Origin of the sequence: Mesorhizobium sp. M1E.F.Ca.ET.045.02.1.1 (assembly GCF_003952485.1) — a bacterium.
GTDB lineage: Bacteria > Pseudomonadota > Alphaproteobacteria > Rhizobiales > Rhizobiaceae > Mesorhizobium.
In genome coordinates this window covers 5,056,121-5,074,889 of record NZ_CP034447.1, presented here as the reverse complement: position 1 = coordinate 5,074,889, position 18,769 = coordinate 5,056,121, and the positions used below count along the sequence as shown (strand labels likewise).

Below are 18,769 nucleotides of genomic sequence, written 5' to 3'. Positions count from 1 at the left end.
ATCACGGGCACGGATTGCCGACGCGCTGGTGGATGACGTCCACCGCCTTCTGCATCTCCTCCGTCCACCTGACCTCGACCGAGGACAGCGCCGTGTCGAGTTGCGCGACGCTGGTGGCGCCGACGATGTTCGTGGTCACGAAGGGCCGGCTCGAAACATAGGCGTTGGCAAAGAGCGCCGGCTCCATGCCGAAGGAGCGCGCCAGCTCATTGTATTCGAGCAGCACTTCCGCCGCATTCGGCGTCTCGTAGCGCTGGCCGCGATTGAAGAGTTGCGAGCGCGAGCCTTGCGGCCGCGCCCCATGATCGTATTTGCCGGTCAGATAGCCCTGCGCCAGCGGCGAATAAGGAAGGAAGGCAACCTGCTCGCGCTCGCAGACCTCGGCCAGGTTCACCTCGAACGTGCGGTTGACCAGATTGTAGGCGTTCTGCAGCGAGGCAACGCGCGGGCCGATGCCCTTGTCGGACTCAGCGAGGAAACGCATGACGCCCCATGAGCTTTCGTTCGACAGTCCGAGATGGCGAATCTTGCCGGCTTTCACCAGTTCTTCGAAGACGGCGAGCGTTTCGGCGATCGGCGTCTCGCCGGCCGGCGCGCCGTCAGCATCGGCGCGACGCGCTACCGCGCCGATGCGCGTCGGGTTCGATCCCCACGGGATGTCCCGATCCGGCCAATGGATCTGATAGAGATCGATATAGTCGGTGCCGAGCTTGGCCAGCGACTTCTCGACCGCATCGAATATATCGGCACGAACCAGCTTCGAAGGGCGGTCGCCGCGGAACCAGGTGTTGGCGGTGCGGCCGACTACTTTCGAGGCGATGACGACCTTGTCGCGATTTCCCTTCTCCTTCATCCAGCTTCCGATGATCTTCTCGGTCCGCCCCTGCGTCTCGGCCTTCGGCGGGATCGAGTAAAGCTCGGCGGTGTCGATGAAATTCACCCCGCGCGAGAAGGCCAGATCCATCTGCGCATGACCTTCGGCCTCGGTGTTCTGCTGGCCCCAGGTCATCGAGCCCAGGCAGATTTGCGAAACAAGGAGATCGGTCCGACCGAGGCGGCGTTTATGCATGGAATTTTCTCCGGCGGGAGGTTTTGCGCGGCTGCGCGGCGAGGAATTCAAGCATAAAGCAAAGGCTTGGGGTTCTCCAACCCTGCCGCCGCCGACTTTTGCGTGAATTGCTAGCGACGCGCCGCAGCCAGAGCGCGCCGCTTGGCCTCGTCGATCAGCATGTTGGCGACCTGCATGCGGATCATGGCGCGCTGGCGCAGATGCGGGGCAACACGGTCCGGATGGTTGGCGAAAGCGAAGTTGCGCCGCATGCGGCCGAAATCGGCATTCTTGCCTGGACGGTCCAGGCCGAGCTCGCCGGCAATCGATTCCGGATCGATCGGCGGCAGCTTTTCCTCCGGCCGCGGCTCTTCGCCGGCAAGCGCCAGCTTGGCCTGGTCGAGAATCGCGGCGAACTCGGCGGCAAGATCAGTGCCCGCTTCACGGTATTCTGCGGCGACGCTCTCGCCCGCAACCTTGATGCGACCGGAATGAAGCTCGTCCGCCACCGACAGATAATCGAACGGTATAGAGGGCCTGGCGCCCCCGTCTTCGCCCTTCTCGGAAGCGATGATCAGGTCGTCGAGCAACGAAGCGAAATCGAGCTTGTTCCCGGTGCCGATCTCAGCCTCCCCGTATTGCGACGGCATTCACCGTCGCCGCCGACCATAGAGCGCTCTCGTTAAGAATGAATTCCCATGACGTTAACAATTGCGGGCTTTTCAGCTTCCGGAAACCCGACGCAGTCGCCGCCGAAACAAAAAGCCGGACCGCATTTTGTGCAGCCCGGCAAGGTCGCCAGGAATGGCGAGGAAAAGCCGGCCATGGAGCCAGCATCGAGGCCTACGATCGAGCTTCTGCAAAAGTTTCAAAAAAATCGATTGTGGCGGAAAAAATTCGCAAAGGCATGGCTGCCATGCGATTGCTGCACTGCACAATTGTAACAAATCGCCTATATATTAGACGTGTGGAGGACAAATTAGGGGCCTGGGATATGGGGTTCTTCACTGAAATGTTCGCGCGGCCACGCCCGCAGGAACAGCAGCGTTACCGTTCGGCGCTCGCGCTTCTGAACGCGATGAGCAATGCCGACCGCGCCGATATCGGCATCAAGCCGGCGGATTTTCCGCGTATCGCCCGCGAAATGTCGATACGCTGATCTGGCGCTCGGGCAATTCCAGGGCAAGTGTGCCGCGGCTCCGTCCGGAATTGCGCGAAACCAAAAGCAAAGAGGCTTCCCGGTGGTGGCCGGGAACCCTCTCGGTTGTTAGCGTCCCAGGAAAATCGCCTTGCCCAGCGGCACGCCGTTATGCCGCAGGATGTCGTAGGCCGTGGTGACGTGGAAGTAGAAGTTCGGCATGGCGGCATGAAGCAGGTACTGCAGCCCGCTCATCGACACCTCGCGCCCGGCAAGCCTGAGCTCGATCGTCCGCTCCTCCGAGCCCGCCAGGTCTGCGGCCGAGAATGTCGCCAGATGATCGAGCGTCTTGGCGATTCGGGCGTGCAGTTCCTCGAAGCTTGACTCATTGTCCTCGAATTTCGGCACTTCGCGGCCGGCGAGCCGCGACGGCGCGCCCTTGGCGTGATCGGTGGCGATCTGCACCTGCCTCGTCAGCGCGAACATGTCGGGCGCCAGCCTGGCGGTCAGGAACACCTGCGGGTCGATCTTGCGGTCGGCAGCGTTCTGCTCGGCCAGCGACAGCACGCTGGCCAGCGCCTTCAGCCGGGCCGAAAAGACGGCCACGGAAATATCGTACATGGATATGGTCACGTGAGTAATCTCCCCAGGCGGCCTCAGCGCCGCGGGTCGTGAGGTAGCGCCTCCCGGCCCGATTCTTCAAGCAGTGTCCAGGCCGCGTCACCGCGCCGCCGCAATCGCCGTGGTAGTATTTTCGTTATCGAGCGGAGATTCCCGATGATACGTGCCCTTCTCGCAGCGACTGCCTTGCTCTCCCTTGTTGGCATCGGCCAGTCGGCGCTCGCAGCCGAAGTGCCTTATATCGACGATAGATCCAGCGCAGAGGCGGTCGTCCGCTCGCTCTACAGCGCCATCGGCCGGCATGAATTCGCTCGCGCCTGGGGTTACTATGGCGATACGAAGCCAGCAAAAGATTTCAACGCTTTCGTCAAAGGCTACGACAACACCGACACGGTCGAGGTCAAGACCGGCGCCGTTTCCGACGAGGGCGCGGCCGGCAGCATCTATTACAGCGTTCCCGTCGCCATCCAGGCGACCGACAAGAAAGGCGAAGCCAAGGTCTTTGCCGGCTGTTACACGCTTCGCCAGGTCAACGCGCAGATACAGGAACCGCCGTTCCAGCCGATCTTCATCGACAAGGGCGCGCTGAAGCCGTCGACCGAAGATTTCGAAAGTGCCGTGCCGGCCAGCTGCGGCGACGGCCCGCCGCCCCCGAAGACGGACGAGGCGCTTGAACAGGCCAGGAAGGCGTTCCTCGCCACCTATGGCGAACAGTGCGACAAGGAGAATCCGGAAGGCAAGCCAGCCGGCGAGCCGGACGCCTACTCCATCCGCTATAAGGACAAGGACGCCGGAGCCGACGAGCCGGAGCGCGAGACTCGGCTTTTCCGCTTCTTCTGCTCGCTGGCCGCCTACAATGAGAGCGCGGTCTATTACACCTATGACGATGTCGCCGGCGTCAGGCAGCTGCAGTTCGCCTCGCCGGAGCTGGACATCCGCTACGAGAACAACAACAGCGAGGGCAAGGTCGAGGGGATCCACATCATCGGTTTCCAGACCGACGACCAGTTGGTCAATTCCGAGTTTGACGACAAGACCAGGACGATCACGTCCATGAACAAATGGCGCGGTGTCGGCGACGCCTCGTCGACCGGCACCTATCTGTTCCGCAACGGCAATTTCTCGCTGGTGCAGTACGATGTCGATGCGTCCTATGACGGCGAGATCAACCCCGAGACCGTACTGGACTACAACACCCCACCTTGAGTTGAGGGCGCCCTTGTTCAAGGCGCTTTCGTCAGCATCCAATTGAGCGTGCCGCGCCAGTCGACCATACGGATCGGCGTCCCGTGCGTGCCGGTCTCGAAGCGCACGAAACGGGTCGGATAGGCCTTCGACTTGGCGAGGATCGAGCGGAAGAACGCCTCCTGCTTCTCCACCGGGAAAACCACGTCGTGGCTGCCCTGGCCAAAGAACACCGGTACCCGGCGCTTGAAGGCGGGGCTGGTCAGGAAGCTGTCGTCCCAGAGCGAGCCAAGCAGCAGCAGGCCGTTGATGCGGGCTCCCGTGTCCTTGCGATCGGCCAGCTTCCAACACAGCATGCCACCCATCGAGCCGCAGGCGACGAAGATCTTCGCGCTGGGCGATGTCTCGGCATAGTGATCGATCAGGGCCGAGACCTGCGCCGCGCCCTTGTCGCCGAAATCGGGAAAATCCGGCGAAAGATAGAGCCCGCCATTTTCGGCCATCAGGTTTTTGATGCGGTTGAAATTGCCGCCGAAGGTGAAGTCGTCGACGCCCTGCTTACGGCTGCCGCCCTGCCCGTGCAGGTAAAGCACGATGATGGCGGCTCCTTCCGTCTTGCCGACCGCGACATGCCTGACGTCGCCGGCATCCGTCTTCAGCATCAGATCCTGCTGCACCTTGCGCACGCCGGGTTCGGTATATTGCGCATGCACGCGCTTTTCGGGCACTTCGTCGCGCTGGTTGATGTCGCGCATCTCGCGGTAGTCGAGGACGGTGTAGGCACCGTTGTCGCCGCTCGACAGCGTCGCCGGGTAGCCGAACAGGTCGTCCTTGAAGGGTTTCAGCGACAACGTCTGCGCCACGGCGGCCGAGAGCGAGATCGCCGTTGAGGTGAGCAGGGTGAGGAAAATTCGGAGGCGGAAAGACATGCCGAAGCCATGCGAAATTCGGCTTCGGTTTGTCAATCCTGAAGGACGCCGCCCGCCCCTTCCAGCGCCTCGCGCGTGTCGACGTCGATCGAGGCGCCCTGCCCGATCTCGACATCGATGACGTCGAGCCCCTCGGCCTCGACCAGATGGCGCGCGCCGGTGTCGCCCTCGAGATGAGAAACGGCCAGGAACAGAGACCGTGGCAGCAGCACGGGATTGCCGCGCTTTCCCAGATGCGCCGCGCGCACCACGGCGCGACCGCCGGACCGGCGGAACGCATCGATCAGGCTGTCGAGGTCCTTCGATGACACGCCCGGCATGTCGCCGAGCACGATCATGGCGCCGGCGGCGTCTGGCGCGACCTGCGCGATGCCTGCCTTCAACGACGAGGCGAGACCGTCAGCGAAGTCCGGATTGTCGGCGAGCCTCACATCGAGGCCGGAAAGCACGGAGCGCACGCGTTCGCGCTGATGTCCGGTGACGACGATGGTGCTGGCCGCCTTCGAACCCAGTGCGCGCTCGGCTGTGCGGCGCACCAGCGGCTCGCCGTCGAACAGCGCCAGGAGCTTGTTCGGCCCGCCCATGCGGCTGGAGCGGCCGGCGGCAAGAAGCACGATATCGACCCTGGGCTCCGATCTTGCCGACTGTGGGGCCGGCAGCGGCTCGCGCGGCTGCGGCCTGGTCGGGATTTCCATGAGCAGCCCGCCAACACCCATGCCGGCAATATCGCGCGCCGTCACGTCGAGCCCGGCAATCAGCCGATCCAACACCCAGTCGAAACCGTTTTCCTTGGGGCTGCGGGCGCAGCCGGGCGCGCCAATGATGCGTTTGCCGGCAAGCGTGCCCAGCACCAGCAGATTGCCGGGATCGACCGGCATGCCCGCGCGGATGACGGTACCCCCTGCGCGCTCGATCGCCGCCGGCACGACATCGGCGAAATCGCTCATCGCCGATGCCCCGAAGATCACCACCATGTCGTTGCCGCGCGCCAGCGCGGTCGCGGCTTCCGCGACGGGCGCCACTTCATGCGGCGTGCGCCGCTCCGCCGTCAGGCGGCCGCCGGAACGCGACAGCCGCGCCTCGGTGACGCGCAGCGTCTTGTCGAGCACGCTCGGCTTCACGCCGGGGAGCGTTGTCTGGATGACGCCGACATTGACCGGACGATAGGCGTTGACGGCAAAGATCTCGCCGCCGGCGCAGATCTTGACCACCGCATCGACCAGGCTCGCGGCGACAGCAAAGGGAATGATCTTCACCGTCGCCACCATCTGGCCCTTCTCGACCGGCGCGTGCTGCGCCAGCGTGGCGACGGTGATGGCCGGATCGACGGCGTTGATGGCGTCGATCATCTTTGCCTCGACGGTGAAGATGCCCGCGGTCGCGGCATGGAGATTGACCCGCCCGGTCGCGGCGGGTTTCACCTCGACGTTGCGGTGGCGCATGCCGGCGGCGATCTTCGCGGCCGCCGTATCCTCACCGAGATCATCGGAGGACAAAACGGCGGCGACAACTTCCCTGACGCCGGCCGCTTTCAGCGCCATGACATCGTCGCTGCTCAGCCGATGCGCCTTGCGGAACCGGCGTTCGCCGGCTGCCGTCGCATGCGCCAGCACCGCGCCTTCAGCCTGCTCGATTGGAACCGGGCCGAACTTCACGCCACGGCACCTTTCACTTCGAGGCCGCGCGAGCGGAACGCGTGGATGGTCTGCGCCAGCACCGCAACGGCGATCTCGGCCGGGCTCGCCGCGCCGATGTCGAGACCGATCGGCGCATGGATGCGGGCGATCTGGTCGGCGCTGGCGCCCAGCGCCAGCAGCCGCTCGACCCGCTTGGCGTGGGTCTTCCTGCTGCCAAGCGCGCCGACATAGAAGCACCTGGCATCGAGCGCCGCCTTCAGCGCGAAATCGTCGATCTTCGGATCGTGGGTGACGGCGGCCAGCGCGGTGTAGCTGTCGAGCGGTTTGCGCTTCAGCACATCCTGCGGCCATTCGGCATGCAGCGCCACATCTGGAAAGCGCTCGGGCGTGGCGAAGGCGGTGCGCGGATCGACGATCTCGACCGGATAGCCGGCGATCCTGGCCATCGGCGCCAGCGCCTGGCTGATATGGACCGCGCCGATCACCACCAGGCGCGGGCGCGGCAGATGCGCGTTGAGAAAGAAAGTCCGGCCCTCCGCCTCCACCGATCCCGAATTGCCGGTCCGGAACGCCCTGGCGATCGCCGCCCCGAGATCGCCCGCTACGTGATCGCCCTCGCGCACGATGCGGTCGCGGCCGTCACCGAGATCGGTGACCAGCACCGCGGCGCGCCGGGCGCGGCGCTCCTCATTCAATGTTTTGAGAACGTACGGATCCATCCGCAGTCAGCCCAACCGTTCGACATAGACCTTGATGCGGCCGCCGCAGGACAGCCCCACCTGCCAGGCGGTTTCGTCAGCGACACCGAACTCGAGCATCTTCGCCTTGCCGCTGCCGATGACATCGATCGCTTCGGTCACCACGGCGCCCTCGACACAGCCGCCGGAGACGGAACCGTGGAAATTTCCCTCGGCGTCGATGACCAGATGGCTGCCGACCGGGCGCGGCGCCGAACCCCAGGTTTCGACCACGGTTGCGATGGCGACATCCTTGCCATCCTTCATCCAGCCTTCCGCTATGATCAGCGGATCGCGGGCCTCATCGAGATAGATGCTCTCGTCCATCGTCGCTTCTCACAAAGTCTGTTTTTCCGAGGAATATCCCCAAGAAACAGGAACATCCCCAAGAAACATATGGCTACGCGGCACGTCTGTCGCCAGTTTGGATCCAGCGGCGCGGGTCGACGGAAGTCGCCGGCCGCCGGTCGAGCGAAGCGCAAAGATCGGCCAGCGCGTCGAGATTGTGCACCGCGCGGAACTCGTCGACATACGGCAGCATCGCCTTCACGCCGCGGGCGCGAGCCTCGAAACCGTCGAAGCGCAAAAGCGGATTGAGCCAGATCAGCCGCCGGCAGGATTTGTGCAACCGCTCCATCTCCTCCGACAGGCCGGTGACGTCGTCACGCTCCAGCCCATCGGTGATCAGCAGCACCACGGCGCCCTGTCCCAGCACGCGGCGCGACCACAGCCGGTTGAATTCGGCGAGCGTGTTGCCGATCCGGGTGCCGCCCGACCAGTCTTTCACGGCTGTCGAGCATTCGGCCAGCGCTTCATCTGGATCGCGATGGCGCATTTGCCTTGTCAGGTTCGTCAGCCGCGTGCCGAAGACGAAGGCATGCACGCGCCTGCGCTTCTCCGTCAGCGCGTGCAGGAAATGCAGGAAGATCCGCGTATATTGGCTCATCGAGCCGGAAATGTCGGCAAGCACCACCAGCGGCGGATGCACTTCGCGCGGCGATCGGAATTTCGGCAGGATCAGCGCGCCGCCGGTGCGCGCGGCGGACCGCATCATGGCGCGGGGATCAATACGGCGCCCCTGTGCATCGGCCTTGAAGCGACGGGTGCGCGCCAGATCGAAGGGCAGCCGCAAGGCCGCGATCGCCTTTTTGGCTTCGGCCATCTCCGCTGCATCCATCTGGGCGAAGTCCTTGCCGCGCAGCACCTCGTTGCCGGAGAAGGTGAAGCGCGCATCGACCTCGATCTCAGGCACTTCCCTCACCGGCCGGTTCTTCTGGTGGCCATCGAACATCGCCTGGCTGACGCGATTCTCGGCCGCGCGAGGCTTCTGTTTTTCGGCGGTGTCCAGTGCCACTGGCGAAAACATCGCAAGCAGCTTCTCGATCAGTTCGCGCGACTTCCAGAACAGGCGGAAGGCTTCGTCGAAGACGGGATGATCCTCGTGCCGCGAGACCAGCACCGCATGCAGGGTCCAGTAGAAATCGTCGCGCGAGCCGATGCCGGCGGCGAGCACCGCCTCGATGGCGTCCTTGACCGATGCCGGTCCGACGGGCATGCCGGCCTTGCGCAGTGCCCGCGCGAAATAAACGATGTTGTCGGCGATGCGCCCCTCCGCCGTCGCTTCTCTGGGTTCCGGATGCGTCGAGGGCATCGCGCTTACTCGGCGGCCGAAAGCTCGGCCTTCACCTCATTGAGGATACGCCGGCCTTCGCCCTGTTCGATGCGGGCAATGTCGTCCTGGTATTTCAAAAGCACGCCGATCGTGTCGGACACCGTTTCCGGATCGAGCGCCACCTTGTCGAGCTCGGTGAGCGCGCCGGCCCAGTCGATGGTTTCGGCGACGCCGGGCGCCTTGAACAGCTCGACCTGGCGCAGCTTCTGGATGAAAGACACCACCTCGGCCGACAGGCGGCGATTGGCCTGCGGCACCTTGCGGCGCACGATCTCCAGCTCGCGCTCGGCATTCGGATAGTCGACCCAGTGATAGAGGCAGCGCCGCTTCAGCGCGTCGTGGATCTCGCGGGTGCGGTTGGTTGTGATGATGACGATCGGCGGCTCATCGGCCTTGATCGTGCCGAGTTCCGGGACGGTCACCTGGAAGTCCGACAGGATCTCGAGCAGGAACGCCTCGAAGGCTTCGTCGGTGCGGTCGAGCTCGTCGATCAGGAAGACCGGCGCCGCGCCCGCCTTGCCGGTCAGCGCGTCGAGCACCGGGCGGCGGATCAGGTATTTTTCGGAAAAGACGTTGCGCTCCATGTCGGAGCGCACGACCTTGCCTGCCGCCTCCTCCATGCGGATCTCGATCATCTGGGCGGCATAGTTCCACTCGTAGACGGCTGAAGAGACGTCCAGCCCCTCATAGCATTGCAGGCGGATCAGCCTACGGCCGAGCGCGTCGGCCAGCACCTTGGCGATCTCGGTCTTGCCGACGCCCGCCTCGCCCTCGAGGAACAGCGGCCGCTTCATGCGCAGCGATAGGAACAGCACCGTCGCCAGCGAGCGATCGGCGACATAGTCCGCGCCGGTCAGGAGATCGAGCGTCTCGTCGATCGACTTCGGCGCGGGCCGCGGCGCGGTCATTTTGTCTCCGTGGACGCCGCGCACCCGTTTCACAGAACGTGGTAACCGCGGTTGTGATAGATCAGCGGCCGCAAATTATCGCCGATGCGCAGACCTGTCACCTTGCCAAAAAGCACACGGTGGGTGGCGAGATCCTTGGCGTCGACGATCTGACAATCGAACACGGCAAGCGCACCTTTCAGCGTCGGCGCGCCGGTCGAGATCACGTCCCATTCGGCGAGCGCGAAACGCTCTTCGGACGGCAGGCCGGTCATGCCGGAAAAGCCGACCGAAACGGCCTCCTGGTCCGAGGCGAGCGTGTTCAGCGCGAAGTTGCCGTTCCTGATGAACGCTTCGTTCTTGGGATTCTCGCGGTTGAGGCAGACGAGCACGGTGGGCGGCGTGTCAGAGACCGAGCAGGCGGCAATCACCGTCGCGCCTCGCCTCCCGGCGGGGCCGTCCGTCGTCACCACATGCACATGGCCGGCAAAATGCGCCATCGCGTCGCGATAGTGCTGTGGCCCGATGTCATTGATCTTCAGCACCTGATGATCCACCTGTCAAAACCGAGTCCGTTATATATGGCGGCATATTGCATGCCACAAGTTGCTTAACACGGGGCGAAGTGCTTGACCGCAATCCCGAAATTCGCGTGTTGCACCGGGATTAGCCAGCCTTTAGGTCTTTGCTGGAATAGTGCCGGAACCATACTCCCGGCACGGAGGACCTCTTCGCCCGAATGCGCCTTCTCACGACGACTTTAGCCGCGCTGATTTCGCTGGCCGCGAGCGTCCATGCCGAGACGCTGGTTGGCGTCGCAGCGCCGCTGTCCGGACCATCGGCGATCCTCGGCAAGCAGATCGAGGCCGGAACAGGCCTGGCGGCGGAGGCCCAAGGTCTTCCCATCAAGACCGTCGACGATGCCTGCACGGCCGACGGCGGCGCAGCGGCCGCCAGGCAGTTCGTGGACGCCAAAGTCAATATCGTGGTGGGTTTTCTCTGCACCGAGGCGATCGAGGCGGCGCTGCCGATCCTGAAGGACGCCAATATTCCGGTCATCACCGTCGGCGTGCGCACCGAAAGCCTGACCGATCGCCGCGCCAAGACCGGCTGGCCGGTTTATCGGCTCGGGCCGCGCGGCGACGACGAACGCAATGCGGTGGCCACGATCCTCACCCGGCTCTGGCAGAACGAATTGTTCGCCATTGTCGATGACGGCACCATTTATGGCCGCGAGATCGCCGAGACCTTACGCGCGGCCGCCGAGCAGGCAGCGCTGAAGCCGGTCTTCGTCGACACGTTCCGGCCGCAGCTCGACAATCAGATCGGGCTCATCGGCCGGCTGAAGAAGGCAGGCGCGACCAAGGTGTTCGCCGGCGGCGACGGCGACGACATCGCCATCATGGGGCGCGACGCAGCCCAGCTCGGTGCCGGCATCACCTTCGCCGGCGGCGAAAATCTGCGCGCCCCGCCCGGAGATGTGCCCTATGCCGCCGGCACGCTGATGGTCGCGCCGCCCGAATGGGCCGAAATCGCCGACCCCAAGGTCGTGCAGGCTTTTGGCGAAAGGAACATTGTGACGGACGGCTATACCTTGCCGGCTTATGCCGCGGTTGAGGTCGCGAAGGCTGCGATGGCCGATGCGGAAAGCTCCGGCAAGCCGCCCGCCGAGGCCCTGACCGACCATGACTTCGCAACCGCGATCGGCCCGATCCGCTTCGACGAGAAGGGCGATCTCAGCCAGAATCCGTTCCGCGCCTTCCGCTTCGACGGCACGCGTTTCGTGCCACTGGAGGAAAAGTGATGTTCCGCGCCGGACCGCGTAACCTGATCACCGATGTCGCCGGCATCAGCGTCGGCAATGCCGCCGATGCCAGGCTGAAGTCCGGCGTCACTGTGGTGCTGTGCGAGGAACCGGCGGTTGCCGGGGTCCAGGTGCTGGGTGGCGCGCCGGGCACGCGTGAGACCGATCTGCTCGAACCGCAGAACTCGATCGCCGCGATCCATGCCATCGTGCTGTCCGGCGGCTCGGCCTTCGGCCTCGATGCGGCTTCCGGCGTGCAGGCGGCGTTGCGCGAAAGGAACATCGGTGTCGAGGTGGGCGGCTTCCGCGTGCCGATCGTTCCGGCGGCGATCCTGTTCGACCTGCCCAATGGCGGCGACAAGGACTGGGGCCGTTACCCGCCCTATCGCGAGTTGGGCTACGAGGCGGTTCAGGCTGCGGCAGCCGACTTCCCGATCGGCACTGTCGGCGCAGGCACCGGCGCTCTGACTTCCGGACTGAAAGGCGGGCTGGGCTCCGCCTCGACCGTGCTCGACAGCGGCGTCACCATCGGCGCGCTCGCCGCCGTCAACCCGACCGGTTCGGTGACGGTTGGCCGCAGCCGCCATTTCTGGGCGGCCCCCTTCGAGATCGGCGACGAATTCGGCGGCCTGGGTTATCCCGATCCGATGCCGGAAGACGCCAGGAAAATACTCTTGAAATACCGAGATAGACGCGTCGGGGCGCGGCCGGAAGGCAGCAGCACGACGATTGCCGTCATCGCCACCGACGCGGTTCTGACCAAAGCTGCGGCCAAGCGGCTGGCGATTTCGGCGCATGACGGCTTCGCCCGCGCCATTTGGCCGACGCACACGCCGGCCGACGGCGACCTGGTCTTCGCGCTGGCGACCGGAAGGAGCGGCATCGAGCTCGAAGCGGACGCCGCAATCGATCTCTACGCGACAGCCGGCGCCACCATGGCGCGGGCCATCAGCCGCGGCGTCTATGCGGCGACGCCCGCCGACGGCGATCTGTTTCCGGTCTGGTCCTCGCGCTAGAGCAATTCCAGGAAAAGTGTGTAGCGGTTTTCCGTCCGGAATTGCGTTAAAGCAAACCCAACGTTTCCGGTCAGGTCGGGTTGGACTTCTCTTCCTCGAAAGTCACCGCGACATCCGAATTCGCCGACAGCCAGACCTTATTTCCATCGATCTCCGCGACCAGGCTGAGCGGAATGTAGTGGTGATGGCCCCTGTGCCTGCCCATGCCGCTGTCGGCCTTGGTCAGCTTGATGCGCTGACCGTCGACCTTGTCGACGGTGCCGATATGAACGCCATCGGCGCCGATCACTTCCATATGCTCGCGTATCTTGCTGATGTCGGTGGTCATGCTGGTCCTCCGTTGGATGGCCGCGCCCCCTGTCGATGTGAGACGGCCGACAATAACAAACGAGCGCCGGATTGGATGCATCGAGCAGCACGTCTCATTCACCATGCCGTGATAGGCATGACGTAGTCCCAGTCTGATGGAGCGAACGGTCCGTGCGAATTCCTGTCCTGATGTGGATCTGGCTGCTTGCGCAGCTTGCGACGCAGTCCACGGCCACGGCCGGCGATGTCGCCGACCTTGAAATCCTGGGCTTCAGCCAGGATGGCGGCATCTTCGCTTTCGAGGAATACGGCGTTCAGGACGGTTCGGGGTTCCCCTATTCCAACCGCTATTACATCGACACCGCGACCGACATATTCTTTAAAGGCACCCCGATCAGGATCCGCCTCGACGACGAGGCTGCAACGCTTGATGCGGCACGTCTTCAAGCCAAGCAGAAAGGCGAGGCTATCGTCAGCCAGGCCGAACTCACCGCCAATCGCGGCATCACAGCCGGTTTCAACGCTGTGACCGAGCTTTCAGCCGATCCCTACCGGATGGCAGTTAACCCGCGGCCGATCTTTTCCCCGGTCGACGATCCGCTCGAGTTTCGTCTCGACGAGATTCCCATGAACGACACCGAGGGCTGCCAGAGCCAAGGCGAGATTAACGGCTTCCGGCTGCTCCGTATCGAGGCCAAGGATGGGGGCAAGACGCAGCTCCTGCACGAGGACAAGTCCATTCCGAAAAGCCGAGGTTGCCCGAACGGCTACCGGATCGGCGCGGTGCAGACCTTCTCGATGCAAGGCCTCAGCGCCTATGCGGTGCTGATCGCGGTTCGCCAATACGGCTTCGAAGGGCCGGATTATCGCTGGATCGCAGTGACTGGCCGCCTGTGACACCGCTCGAGCGAGTTTCCCTGCGCCGCCGCCCGGGGCCCACGTGAGGCGCTGCCAGCGCCGCGCACGGCAGTCTTAGGCGCGCTGCTGTGGGGCCTTGCGATGGCGGCCAGCGCTTGCGTCAATCTCTACTACTGGGAGACGCCTGACAGGATCCGCTTCGTCGTGCTTTTGTATTTCATCGGCGGCGCGCTTGCCTTTCCGGTCGGGCTGACGCTCGCCAGGCTGGTATCGCGCGGCCGCCACTGGGAAACCGCGCTTGCCGCCGCATTCGTGTGCCTGCTCGGCGCCACGCTCGCCTTCACCGCAGGCCTGTTCGCGTTGCAATACCGCTCCTATTATGCCGAGTGGCACGCGCCTGCCTTCACGCTGACCTGGGCCTTCGAGTTCGTCTTCACCGTGCTGACGGCGCTCTACCAGTTCGTCGTCCTGGGTGTGCGGCTCTACTTTCCGCTCGGTTTCGCGGCACTTGTCGCTGCCAGCATCTGGTTTGCGCGACGGCGGCGTTGAGCATTGGGCCGGCCTCTGTTAGGACGCGGCCGAAGCTTCTCCCAGCAGGACTCAGAAACGATGATCCCTCGCTATTCCCGGCCGGAAATGGTCGCCATCTGGTCGCCCGAAACCCGGTTCCGCATCTGGTTCGAGATCGAGGCGCATGCCTGCGACGCGCTGGCCGAACTCGGCGTCATCCCGAAAGAGGCTGCGAAGACGATTTGGGAAAAGGGCGGCGCCGCCAAATTCGATGTCGACAAGATCGACGAGATCGAGCGCGTCACCAAGCACGACGTCATCGCCTTCCTCACCCATCTCGCCGAATTCGTCGGACCGGACGCCCGCTTCATCCACCAGGGCATGACGTCGTCCGACGTGCTCGATACCTGCCTTGCGGTACAGCTCACCCGCGCCAGCGACATCCTGCTTGCCGACATCGACGCGCTGCTCGCGGCCCTCAAGCGCCGCGCCTTCGAGCACAAGGACACCGTCACCATCGGCCGCAGCCATGGCATCCATGCCGAGCCGACGACTTTTGGGGTCAAGCTGGCGCAAGCCTATGCCGAATTCTCGCGCTGCCGCGAGCGGCTGGCGCATGCGCGGGAAGACATCGCCACCTGCGCCATCTCGGGAGCGGTCGGCACCTTCGCCAACATCGATCCCTATGTCGAAGAGCATGTGGCCAAGAAGCTCGGCCTGAAGCCGGAGCCGGTGTCGACGCAGGTCATCCCGCGCGACCGCCACGCCATGTTCTTCGCCACGCTCGGCGTCATCGCCTCGTCGGTCGAGCGCCTCGCGATCGAGATCCGCCACCTGCAGCGCACCGAGGTGCTGGAAGCGGAAGAGTATTTCTCGCCGGGACAGAAAGGCTCGTCGGCAATGCCGCACAAGCGCAACCCGGTGCTGACCGAGAACCTGACCGGCCTTGCCCGCATGGTTCGTTCTTACGCCATGCCGGCCATGGAGGACGTGGCGCTCTGGCACGAGCGCGACATCTCGCATTCCTCGGTCGAGCGCATGATCGGCCCGGACGCGACGGTAACGCTCGACTTCGCGCTGGCGCGGCTCACCGGCGTCGTCGACAAGCTGCTCGTCTATCCCGACAACATGCTGAAGAACATGAACAAGTTCCGCGGCCTTGTGCATTCGCAGCGCGTGCTTTTGGCGCTCACGCAAGCCGGCGTGTCACGCGAGGACGCCTACCGGCTGGTGCAGCGCAACGCCATGAAAGTGTGGGAACAAGGCGCTGATTTCCTTGAGGAACTGCTTGCCGACAAAGACGTCACAGCGGCGCTTCCCGAGGCCGATATCCGCGAAAAATTCGACCTCGGCTACCACACCAAGCATGTCGACACGATCTTCAAGCGGGTGTTCGGAAAGGCTTGAGGTCGAGCAAAGGCGTCCGTTAGCGCCAAGCTGGAACACCCCTCATCCGTCTTGTCGCTGCGCGACAATCCACCTTCTCCCACAAGGGGCTAGCGTGCGCACACATTTGCTTCGTGCTGTGGTCAAGCGTGAAGAGGCGCCGTCGGAAAATGGCTTGAAGCGGTTGAATTGTATGTGATTCTGTAGCCGCCATTGTTGATTCTGGAGGTTTCGACGATGGCTTCGTTGCTTGGCTACTTCGGCGACCTGCGCCTGCAAAAAAGGGGAGCATGGTTCTGGAGCGCATGTTTGCGCGTGTCAGCACGGGCATGCGCCGGCTGGCCGACACGCGCGCCGAGAAGGTCGCGTTCACACGCCTGTTTCGCAATCGCCACGTGAGCACGCAAGAGATCATCCGCACGGCGGCGGCGCGAACCGCCGAACTGGCCGCCGGCCGCCACGTGCTGATCATCGAGGACAGCAGCGAGATCAACTATGAAGCCAAGGCTTCGCGCAAGCGCGGCCTCGGTCGTGTCGGCAATGGCACCGATATCGGGCTGTTCGTGCATCCGGCGTTGGCCGTGGATGCCGTGGACGGCTCGGTCCTTGGCCTTGCAGGCGCCACGATCTGGCGGCGCGAGGCAGAGAAGGCGGATGACTACCAGGCGCTGCCGATCGAAGCCAAGGAAAGCCACAAGTGGATCGGCACCGCCAAGGCGGCATGCCAGGCGCTGACCGACGCGCCGCAGATGACGGTGATCGGCGACCGCGAGGCCGACATCTACGAAGTGTTTGCAAGGCTGCCCGACGAGCGCACCCATGTGCTCATCCGCGCTGTACGGGATCGGGCCTTGGGCACGCGGGGCGAGCGCCTGTTCGGCGCGATCGCCAAGACGCCGGAAGCCGGCCGCATTGCCTTCGAACTGCAGGCCCGACCCGGCCGGCCGGCCCGCACCGTCGAACTGGCCGTTCGCTTCACCGCGGTGAGCTTGCGCCAGCCCCGCCTTGGCGCCGACAGCCGCGATCCGCGCGAACTCACGCTCAACATGGTGGAAGTGCGTGAGATCGATCCACCTTCGGCCAAGGACGCGGTGATCTGGCGGCTGTTGACCACCCACAGCGTCGAAACGCTCGCCGATGCCTGCCGCATCGTCGACCTGTATCGCTCGCGTTGGAGCGTCGAACAGCTGTTTCGGACCGTGAAGTCGCAGGCCATCGATCTGGAGGAAAGTCTCATCGCCGACGGCGATGCACTCGAACGTCTGGCCGCCACCGCTCTGGTCGTCGCCACCAAGGTCATGCAACTCGTACACGGGCGTGGTTCGCCGGGCCAGCGCTTCCAGGCCGCACACCTCTTCGATCCCACCGAGATCACCGTCCTGGAAGTGCTCATCGCCAAGCTCGAAGGCAAGACCCAAAAGCAGAAGAACCCGCACCCCACGCACACGCTCGCCTGGGCCGCCTGGTGTATCGCCAGGCTCGGAGGCTGGAACGGCTACGAAAAGGAACGCCCGCCAGGGCCCATCACCTTCACCCACGGCCTCAGACGCTTCAACGCCATCACACACGGCTTCGTTCTGGCCTCGCAAAAATGAGCCCGAAGCAAATGTGTGCGCACGCTAGCCCACAAGGGGAGAAGGGGGAACCTGCCGCCTGCATCCAGGCTAATCACCAGCGTCTGCGATTGGCCGTAACGCCGGCGCAGCCTTCCTTCTCCCCTTTGTTTGGACCGGGGACATCGCGAACAGGTGTGCGAAGACATCGCGAACAGTTTTGCATGCTATCGGGCGAGGGCATTGAGGTCGATGGTTTCTATTTTCTGATGTCTGAACCAGGCGTCGAAGACGCCGTCGGTGGCGGTGGGGCGGAAAGCGACGGACTTTCCGGCGAAGGCCCGGCACAAGCGTATGGTTCGGCCGAGAATGGAGACGAAGCCGTGCTGCTGAACGCGGCGGATGAGATCGTCCTTGGCATATTCGAACGGCTCGACTGTTTCGCGATACTGGCGCGGCGAGGCCTGGTAGCGATCGAGCGGCACGCCGCCGCCCAAGGCATCGTGGGGACGCTGGGCGTTGTAGACGTGGCGCCACTGGTCGAATGCATCCTGAGCCTCGGCGAGATTGGCGAAGGGCGGTCCCTGCAATGCCTCGGCCTTGAGCGAACGATGGAAGCGCTCGTCCTTGCCGAGCGTCTGCGGGTGGCAAGGCCTGGAGTGGCTGACGGCGATGCCAATCTCGATCAGCCAGACGGTGAGCAAGGTGAAGTCGTTGCGGCCGCCATCGCCCCAAGGCGGACCATTGTCTGTGGCGATGCGCCACGGCAGGCCATAGCGACGGAAGGCGGCGATCAGCCGGGCTTTTACGGTTTCGGTGGTCTGGTCGGCGCAGGCCGACAGCGCGATCGAGAAGCGCGAATGGTCGTCGAGCACGGTAAGCGGATGCAGCCGGCCGGCGCGCAAGGCAACGTGGCCCTTGAAGTCCATCTGCCACAGGTGGTTGGGGGCGGCATGCTCGAAGCGAATGAAAGGCTGGGCTCCGCCGCCCAAAGCCCCCAGCTCGATACCGTTGCGGCGCAGGATGCCGGTGACCGTCGAGGCCGCCGGCGTGCCGATGCCTTCGCGGGCAAGCACCCGCGCGATCTTGCGCCCACCCCAGGCTGGATGCGCCACACGCACCGAAACGGCTGCCGCCTCCACCTCCGGCGCGCTGCGTGCCGGGCTCGACAGTGGTCGCCGAGACTGCTCCGCCAGGCCGGCCGCCCCTTCCATCCGATAGCGCGAAAGCAACTTGTGGCCACAGGTCCGGCCAATGCCGAAGCGCCGGCACAACGCGCTCACATTGGCGCCAGGCGCCAGCGCCAATCTCACGAACTCTTCTTTCTGGCTCATCACGCTTCTGGCCTCGAATGGCATCCCGAACCCCCTCGCGCAAAACGCGCAAAACTGTTCGCGATGTCTTCGCACACCTGTTCGCGATGTCCCCGGTCCAAACACCCTTGTGGGAGAAGGTGGATCGGCGCATTAGCGCCGAGAC

The 18,769-nt window shown here is 64.3% G+C and carries 20 protein-coding genes; 8 read left to right on the top strand and 12 right to left on the bottom strand.

Going from position 1 to position 18,769, the window contains the following annotated elements:
* Window position 1 precedes the first annotated feature (1 nt).
* Entirely contained in the window at window positions 2-1,069 is a 1,068-nt protein-coding gene (locus EJ070_RS24450; RefSeq protein ID WP_126093641.1) for an aldo/keto reductase, read from the bottom strand.
* A 110-nt stretch (window positions 1,070-1,179) separates the two neighbouring features.
* Window positions 1,180-1,698 (bottom strand): hypothetical protein, encoded by a 519-nt coding sequence (locus EJ070_RS24445; protein ID WP_189350024.1) that lies wholly within the window; start codon window positions 1,696-1,698, stop codon window positions 1,180-1,182.
* A gap of 344 nt (window positions 1,699-2,042) precedes the next feature.
* On the opposite strand from EJ070_RS24445, the gene EJ070_RS37640 reads away from it, so the two are divergent.
* Complete coding sequence (locus tag EJ070_RS37640) at window positions 2,043-2,207, top strand: DUF1127 domain-containing protein (RefSeq protein WP_082954041.1); 165 nt, start codon at window positions 2,043-2,045, stop codon at window positions 2,205-2,207.
* A gap of 108 nt (window positions 2,208-2,315) precedes the next feature.
* Here EJ070_RS37640 and EJ070_RS24435 read toward each other — a convergent pair whose 3' ends face one another.
* On the bottom strand, window positions 2,316-2,819 hold the full coding sequence (locus EJ070_RS24435) for a DUF1993 family protein (RefSeq protein ID WP_126093640.1): 504 nt from the start codon (window positions 2,817-2,819) through the stop codon (window positions 2,316-2,318).
* 144 nt (window positions 2,820-2,963) lie between these two features.
* Between EJ070_RS24435 and EJ070_RS24430 the strand changes: the two genes are divergently transcribed.
* On the top strand, window positions 2,964-4,013 hold the full coding sequence (locus tag EJ070_RS24430; RefSeq protein ID WP_126093639.1) for a DUF1176 domain-containing protein: 1,050 nt from the start codon (window positions 2,964-2,966) through the stop codon (window positions 4,011-4,013).
* A 17-nt stretch (window positions 4,014-4,030) separates the two neighbouring features.
* On the opposite strand, the gene EJ070_RS24425 is transcribed toward EJ070_RS24430, so the two are convergent.
* The 7 genes from EJ070_RS24425 to EJ070_RS24395 form a co-directional block, all read right to left on the bottom strand.
* A complete protein-coding gene (locus EJ070_RS24425; protein WP_126093638.1) occupies window positions 4,031-4,921 on the bottom strand; it encodes an alpha/beta hydrolase in 891 nt (296 codons plus the stop codon).
* A 32-nt stretch (window positions 4,922-4,953) separates the two neighbouring features.
* Window positions 4,954-6,576, bottom strand: coding sequence for a molybdopterin-binding/glycosyltransferase family 2 protein (locus tag EJ070_RS24420; RefSeq protein ID WP_126093637.1), 1,623 nt, complete (start codon window positions 6,574-6,576; stop codon window positions 4,954-4,956).
* Window positions 6,573-7,277 carry an XdhC family protein gene (locus EJ070_RS24415; RefSeq protein WP_126093636.1) on the bottom strand — a complete coding sequence of 235 codons (705 nt, stop codon included), beginning with the start codon at window positions 7,275-7,277 and terminating at the stop codon, window positions 6,573-6,575. The genes EJ070_RS24420 and EJ070_RS24415 overlap by 4 nt, the downstream gene beginning before the upstream one ends.
* Before the next feature lie 6 nt (window positions 7,278-7,283).
* On the bottom strand, window positions 7,284-7,622 hold the full coding sequence (locus tag EJ070_RS24410; protein ID WP_126093635.1) for an XdhC family protein: 339 nt from the start codon (window positions 7,620-7,622) through the stop codon (window positions 7,284-7,286).
* A 73-nt stretch (window positions 7,623-7,695) separates the two neighbouring features.
* Window positions 7,696-8,946 carry a VWA domain-containing protein gene (locus tag EJ070_RS24405; RefSeq protein WP_126093634.1) on the bottom strand — a complete coding sequence of 417 codons (1,251 nt, stop codon included), beginning with the start codon at window positions 8,944-8,946 and terminating at the stop codon, window positions 7,696-7,698.
* Between the two features lie 5 nt (window positions 8,947-8,951).
* The gene (locus tag EJ070_RS24400; RefSeq protein ID WP_126093633.1) at window positions 8,952-9,875 is read right to left on the bottom strand and encodes a MoxR family ATPase; all 924 of its coding nucleotides are present in this window, start codon (window positions 9,873-9,875) and stop codon (window positions 8,952-8,954) included.
* Between the two features lie 29 nt (window positions 9,876-9,904).
* Window positions 9,905-10,399: a flavin reductase gene (locus EJ070_RS24395; RefSeq protein ID WP_126093632.1), complete on the bottom strand. Its 495-nt coding sequence runs from the start codon at window positions 10,397-10,399 to the stop codon at window positions 9,905-9,907.
* A 194-nt stretch (window positions 10,400-10,593) separates the two neighbouring features.
* On the opposite strand from EJ070_RS24395, the gene EJ070_RS24390 reads away from it, so the two are divergent.
* Window positions 10,594-11,658: a branched-chain amino acid ABC transporter substrate-binding protein gene (locus EJ070_RS24390; RefSeq protein ID WP_126093631.1), complete on the top strand. Its 1,065-nt coding sequence runs from the start codon at window positions 10,594-10,596 to the stop codon at window positions 11,656-11,658.
* Window positions 11,658-12,674 carry a P1 family peptidase gene (locus EJ070_RS24385; RefSeq protein ID WP_126093630.1) on the top strand — a complete coding sequence of 339 codons (1,017 nt, stop codon included), beginning with the start codon at window positions 11,658-11,660 and terminating at the stop codon, window positions 12,672-12,674. Before EJ070_RS24390 ends, EJ070_RS24385 begins: the two co-directional genes overlap by 1 nt.
* Before the next feature lie 70 nt (window positions 12,675-12,744).
* Here the strand turns inward: EJ070_RS24385 and EJ070_RS24380 are convergent, their stop codons facing one another.
* The gene (locus EJ070_RS24380; RefSeq protein WP_126093629.1) at window positions 12,745-13,002 is read right to left on the bottom strand and encodes a DUF2171 domain-containing protein; all 258 of its coding nucleotides are present in this window, start codon (window positions 13,000-13,002) and stop codon (window positions 12,745-12,747) included.
* A 152-nt stretch (window positions 13,003-13,154) separates the two neighbouring features.
* On the opposite strand from EJ070_RS24380, the gene EJ070_RS24375 reads away from it, so the two are divergent.
* The 4 genes from EJ070_RS24375 (at window position 13,155) to EJ070_RS24360 (ending at window position 17,332) form a co-directional block, all read left to right on the top strand.
* On the top strand, window positions 13,155-13,880 hold the full coding sequence (locus EJ070_RS24375) for a DUF2259 domain-containing protein (protein WP_126093628.1): 726 nt from the start codon (window positions 13,155-13,157) through the stop codon (window positions 13,878-13,880).
* Window positions 13,881-13,982: 102 nt separating this feature from the next.
* Window positions 13,983-14,390 (top strand): hypothetical protein, encoded by a 408-nt coding sequence (locus EJ070_RS24370; protein WP_245464660.1) that lies wholly within the window; start codon window positions 13,983-13,985, stop codon window positions 14,388-14,390.
* 60 nt (window positions 14,391-14,450) lie between these two features.
* On the top strand, window positions 14,451-15,758 hold the full coding sequence (gene purB, locus EJ070_RS24365; protein WP_126093626.1) for an adenylosuccinate lyase: 1,308 nt from the start codon (window positions 14,451-14,453) through the stop codon (window positions 15,756-15,758).
* Window positions 15,759-16,027: 269 nt separating this feature from the next.
* Window positions 16,028-17,332, top strand: coding sequence for an IS4 family transposase (locus EJ070_RS24360; protein ID WP_126090313.1), 1,305 nt, complete (start codon window positions 16,028-16,030; stop codon window positions 17,330-17,332).
* Window positions 17,333-17,517: 185 nt separating this feature from the next.
* On the opposite strand, the gene EJ070_RS24355 is transcribed toward EJ070_RS24360, so the two are convergent.
* Window positions 17,518-18,648 carry an IS481 family transposase gene (locus tag EJ070_RS24355; protein ID WP_126091168.1) on the bottom strand — a complete coding sequence of 377 codons (1,131 nt, stop codon included), beginning with the start codon at window positions 18,646-18,648 and terminating at the stop codon, window positions 17,518-17,520.
* Between the last annotated feature and the right edge of the window lie 121 nt (window positions 18,649-18,769).

What these genes read in the sequence shown, in the direction of transcription:
- EJ070_RS24450 (WP_126093641.1), bottom strand. Translation starts at nt 1,069, where the DNA reads ATGCATAAACGCCGCCTCGGTCGGACCGATCTCCTTGTTTCGCAAATC.
- EJ070_RS24445 (WP_189350024.1), bottom strand. Translation starts at nt 1,698, where the DNA reads ATGCCGTCGCAATACGGGGAGGCTGAGATCGGCACCGGGAACAAGCTC.
- EJ070_RS37640 (WP_082954041.1), top strand. Translation starts at nt 2,043, where the DNA reads ATGGGGTTCTTCACTGAAATGTTCGCGCGGCCACGCCCGCAGGAACAG.
- EJ070_RS24430 (WP_126093639.1), top strand. Translation starts at nt 2,964, where the DNA reads ATGATACGTGCCCTTCTCGCAGCGACTGCCTTGCTCTCCCTTGTTGGC.
- EJ070_RS24425 (WP_126093638.1), bottom strand. Translation starts at nt 4,921, where the DNA reads ATGTCTTTCCGCCTCCGAATTTTCCTCACCCTGCTCACCTCAACGGCG.
- EJ070_RS24415 (WP_126093636.1), bottom strand. Translation starts at nt 7,277, where the DNA reads ATGGATCCGTACGTTCTCAAAACATTGAATGAGGAGCGCCGCGCCCGG.
- EJ070_RS24410 (WP_126093635.1), bottom strand. Translation starts at nt 7,622, where the DNA reads ATGGACGAGAGCATCTATCTCGATGAGGCCCGCGATCCGCTGATCATA.
- EJ070_RS24405 (WP_126093634.1), bottom strand. Translation starts at nt 8,946, where the DNA reads ATGCCCTCGACGCATCCGGAACCCAGAGAAGCGACGGCGGAGGGGCGC.
- EJ070_RS24400 (WP_126093633.1), bottom strand. Translation starts at nt 9,875, where the DNA reads ATGACCGCGCCGCGGCCCGCGCCGAAGTCGATCGACGAGACGCTCGAT.
- EJ070_RS24390 (WP_126093631.1), top strand. Translation starts at nt 10,594, where the DNA reads ATGCGCCTTCTCACGACGACTTTAGCCGCGCTGATTTCGCTGGCCGCG.
- EJ070_RS24385 (WP_126093630.1), top strand. Translation starts at nt 11,658, where the DNA reads ATGTTCCGCGCCGGACCGCGTAACCTGATCACCGATGTCGCCGGCATC.
- EJ070_RS24380 (WP_126093629.1), bottom strand. Translation starts at nt 13,002, where the DNA reads ATGACCACCGACATCAGCAAGATACGCGAGCATATGGAAGTGATCGGC.
- EJ070_RS24370 (WP_245464660.1), top strand. Translation starts at nt 13,983, where the DNA reads ATGGCGGCCAGCGCTTGCGTCAATCTCTACTACTGGGAGACGCCTGAC.
- purB (WP_126093626.1), top strand. Translation starts at nt 14,451, where the DNA reads ATGATCCCTCGCTATTCCCGGCCGGAAATGGTCGCCATCTGGTCGCCC.
- EJ070_RS24360 (WP_126090313.1), top strand. Translation starts at nt 16,028, where the DNA reads ATGGTTCTGGAGCGCATGTTTGCGCGTGTCAGCACGGGCATGCGCCGG.
- EJ070_RS24355 (WP_126091168.1), bottom strand. Translation starts at nt 18,648, where the DNA reads ATGCCATTCGAGGCCAGAAGCGTGATGAGCCAGAAAGAAGAGTTCGTG.